This window comes from Belliella filtrata, assembly GCF_022549775.1.
Taxonomy (GTDB): Bacteria; Bacteroidota; Bacteroidia; order Cytophagales; family Cyclobacteriaceae; genus Belliella; species Belliella filtrata.
This window is the reverse complement of sequence record NZ_JAKZGP010000164.1, coordinates 1-522: the sequence shown is the minus strand read 5'-3', so window position 1 is coordinate 522 and position 522 is coordinate 1. Positions and strand designations below refer to the sequence as shown.

General features: G+C 47.1%; 2 rRNA genes. Both read right to left on the bottom strand.

The window, feature by feature from the left end:
* A 23S ribosomal RNA gene (locus MM239_RS20920) occupies positions 1 to 225 on the bottom strand; the annotation flags it as partial.
* Between the two features lie 176 nt (positions 226 to 401).
* Positions 402 to 522 (bottom strand): 16S ribosomal RNA (locus MM239_RS20915); the annotation flags it as partial.

Below are 522 nucleotides of genomic sequence, written 5' to 3'. Positions count from 1 at the left end.
CTCTCGGAATCACTGTTGTTTTCTCTTCCTCCGGGTACTTAGATGTTTCAGTTCCCCGGGTTTGCCTTCCTTGCGGAATATCCCACTTATGTAGGATGGGTTGCCCCATTCGGATATCTACGGATCAAGTCCTCTTGCGGATCCCCGTAGCTTTTCGCAGCTTGTCACGTCCTTCTTCGCCTCTGAGAGCCTAGGCATCCCCCGTGCGCCCTTATTTACTTACATTAATCATATACCGCCTCTTGCTTCGGTATACAACCTATCTTCGCTTCAGGATATAATCCTTCCGCTCAATTCTCTGCTCAACATGTCAATGAACTCTTGTACTCTATAGCTTTATATAAAGTAGGTGTGAAGTAGTAAGACTATCCTTTTTTAAATTATTCCATCAAGGCTTCCAGAAAGGAGGTGTTCCAGCCGCACCTTCCGGTACGGCTACCTTGTTACGACTTAGCCCCAGTTACCGGTTCTACCCTAAACAGCTCCTTGCGGTTACTGTCTTCAGGTCTACCCGACTTCCAT